Here is a 2,059-nt window from a genome sequence, read left to right on the forward strand (position 1 = left end):
CCTCGAAAGAGAACAACGAACTCCGTCAGCAAGTCAGCAACTTGAGCAGGCAAGTCGAGAGCTTGAGCGCGCATCTCCTGCAGTTGGAAAAGCGTTACAACAAGAACAATCAATAGGTCTTGACCGTGAGATAGGTGATCGCGGAATGAGTTTGTAAGAAATGGCGCGTTGGTTGTGTTTTAAGGGTGAAATCAAACTTGCTTTTCATATCCTGTAAATCGCCCAGAAAGCGTCACAAACTTACAAGGCACTATGGAAGCATATTTCCTTGATCAAGTGTCTGAAATCTTAGCTAAGAGCGTTTGAGGGAGTCTGAGGGCTGTTTCTGATAGCAAACTCGCCCGTTTAACATAATAGGAATAATGAACACCGGATTTTAGGTGCCAGACGTCATATTTGGTGTGCTCAGCTTTTTTGGATTTTTTAAGGGATGGGAAAAAACATTCTGTAAATAGATTCTGAGTGGATCTAAGCGGCAAACAGCGCCCTTAGAACCTTGCAGGAAGACTTTACATCAGGAGAATGAAAATGAGCATACTTGAGCTATCTGAAATTGCATCTTGGATTATACCAATGACAGCATTCGTTAATGCTATAACTGGGCTGATTAAGATTTGTAAATCCTAGTATATGAAATCTACAAATGAGTAACCCTACGATCGTTGTATACGATTAAATGCTATAGGTTCGGCTTCCAATTGGGAGCCGTTCTTCGTTATGGAGTCGCGTAATTCCATATCAATAAATCAGAACACCTCATTATATACAAGTACTTATATAAATTAAGAGTGGTATTGTTGAACTTTCTCATTTATTATGCGGGGTGGTGCAGAAAAGCACTAAAAAAAACAGTCACCAATCGGTGAAAATAGCTAGGACTACTAGCAAAAAAAACAGGACTAAAAAATGAAAAAATTAATTAGGTATACAACCAACCAACTTCTATATGAGGATTATTACAATGCAAGAAAAGGAACTGATTTATAAAGGCGACACCGAGAAAAAACTAGAGAACTTCCCAGCGGAACAGCGTGAGAAGTTCGTGGCAGATTTGGTTCGTTTGCAGTATGGGTTGCAGCCCATGATGAAAACGAAGTCAATGCAAGGTTTAGGCAAAGGTGTGATTGAAATTTGCAAAAACGGTAAACCAGCCTACCGAGTGGTTTATGTTATCAAGGATGAGAAGGTGTATGTCCTTGAGGCTTTTGTTAAAACTTCAAATCAAACAGACAGTAAACACGAGAAAACGATTAAGCAGCGTTATCGTGATATATAAGTCTATTCAAAACAGCGGTTAAACCGCTGTTTTTTTTAGCTCCATTATAACTGGGCGCTCTCGGTTCATTGGGTTGAAGGTCATTTCTGAAAGGTAGCCTAGCTTACCCAAAATTTCAAAAGCTGAATCAATTGAAAACTTTGAAATTTTATTATTCATTAGATTACTAATTCTTGGCTGTGATACGCCAAGTTTTAATGATGCTTCTTTTTGTGTCCAACCGTTCTCCCTAATAATCTCACTTGCAATGATCATTAGCTTCACTTTTGTGGACAGCAAACTAAGTTCTACTGGATCTGAACTTAAAAGTTCTAAAGGACTTTTACTCATAAGCCAAACCTTGTTTTTTGTAAATAAATAGAATGCCTAAAAGTAGGCGCGGGAATTATACAAATGTTTGTATAAATCGCAAGGCCTAATATTGCACGCTAGCGTTACTTTTTCAATCCAAAATTTATGAAACATTAACGTTTGTGATTGTGATACCACCATCTCTGACAACTTGGTAATGATGGAATTGTAAATAAATTCAAACCCTAGCAGCCTTATTCGGTCCAAGATTCAGAAACAAAAAAGCCTCCCCAAAGGGAGGCTTTTTTGTTTGGAAAACTGATGACCGGTTAAAAGGATCATTGAGATCAATCGCTTTTGGGATTAATCTATTTCCCAGATGTGACAAAACCAGCCGTAGGAAGCTGGTTTTCGTCGGAATACTTAAACGATTGAAGCCCGTTAAGTCCTTTCATGATAGCCATATCACGCAAGCACTTCAAGTACTCCTGC

Annotated in this window: 3 protein-coding genes; 2 read left to right on the plus strand and 1 reads right to left on the minus strand. The window is 38.7% G+C overall.

Going from position 1 to position 2,059, the window contains the following annotated elements; genetic code table 11:
* Window positions 1–41 precede the first annotated feature (41 nt).
* Window positions 42–116 (plus strand): hypothetical protein, encoded by a 75-nt coding sequence (locus AB6D06_RS22365; protein ID WP_372111908.1) that lies wholly within the window; start codon window positions 42–44, stop codon window positions 114–116.
* A gap of 845 nt (window positions 117–961) precedes the next feature.
* Window positions 962–1,276 carry a type II toxin-antitoxin system RelE/ParE family toxin gene (locus AB6D06_RS22370; RefSeq protein WP_371715325.1) on the plus strand — a complete coding sequence of 105 codons (315 nt, stop codon included), beginning with the start codon at window positions 962–964 and terminating at the stop codon, window positions 1,274–1,276.
* 18 nt (window positions 1,277–1,294) lie between these two features.
* Here AB6D06_RS22370 and AB6D06_RS22375 read toward each other — a convergent pair whose 3' ends face one another.
* Window positions 1,295–1,606, minus strand: coding sequence for a helix-turn-helix domain-containing protein (locus AB6D06_RS22375; protein ID WP_108188476.1), 312 nt, complete (start codon window positions 1,604–1,606; stop codon window positions 1,295–1,297).
* Window positions 1,607–2,059 lie beyond the last annotated feature (453 nt).

Origin of the sequence: Vibrio sp. 10N.239.311.G01 (assembly GCF_041465805.1) — a bacterium.
In the GTDB taxonomy this organism is placed as follows: Bacteria; Pseudomonadota; Gammaproteobacteria; order Enterobacterales; family Vibrionaceae; genus Vibrio; species Vibrio crassostreae_C.

Excerpts from the sequence above, each read along its gene's own strand:
- AB6D06_RS22370 (WP_371715325.1), top strand. The coding sequence starts at position 962 with ATGCAAGAAAAGGAACTGATTTATAAAGGCGACACCGAGAAAAAACTA.
- AB6D06_RS22375 (WP_108188476.1), bottom strand. The coding sequence starts at position 1,606 with ATGAGTAAAAGTCCTTTAGAACTTTTAAGTTCAGATCCAGTAGAACTT.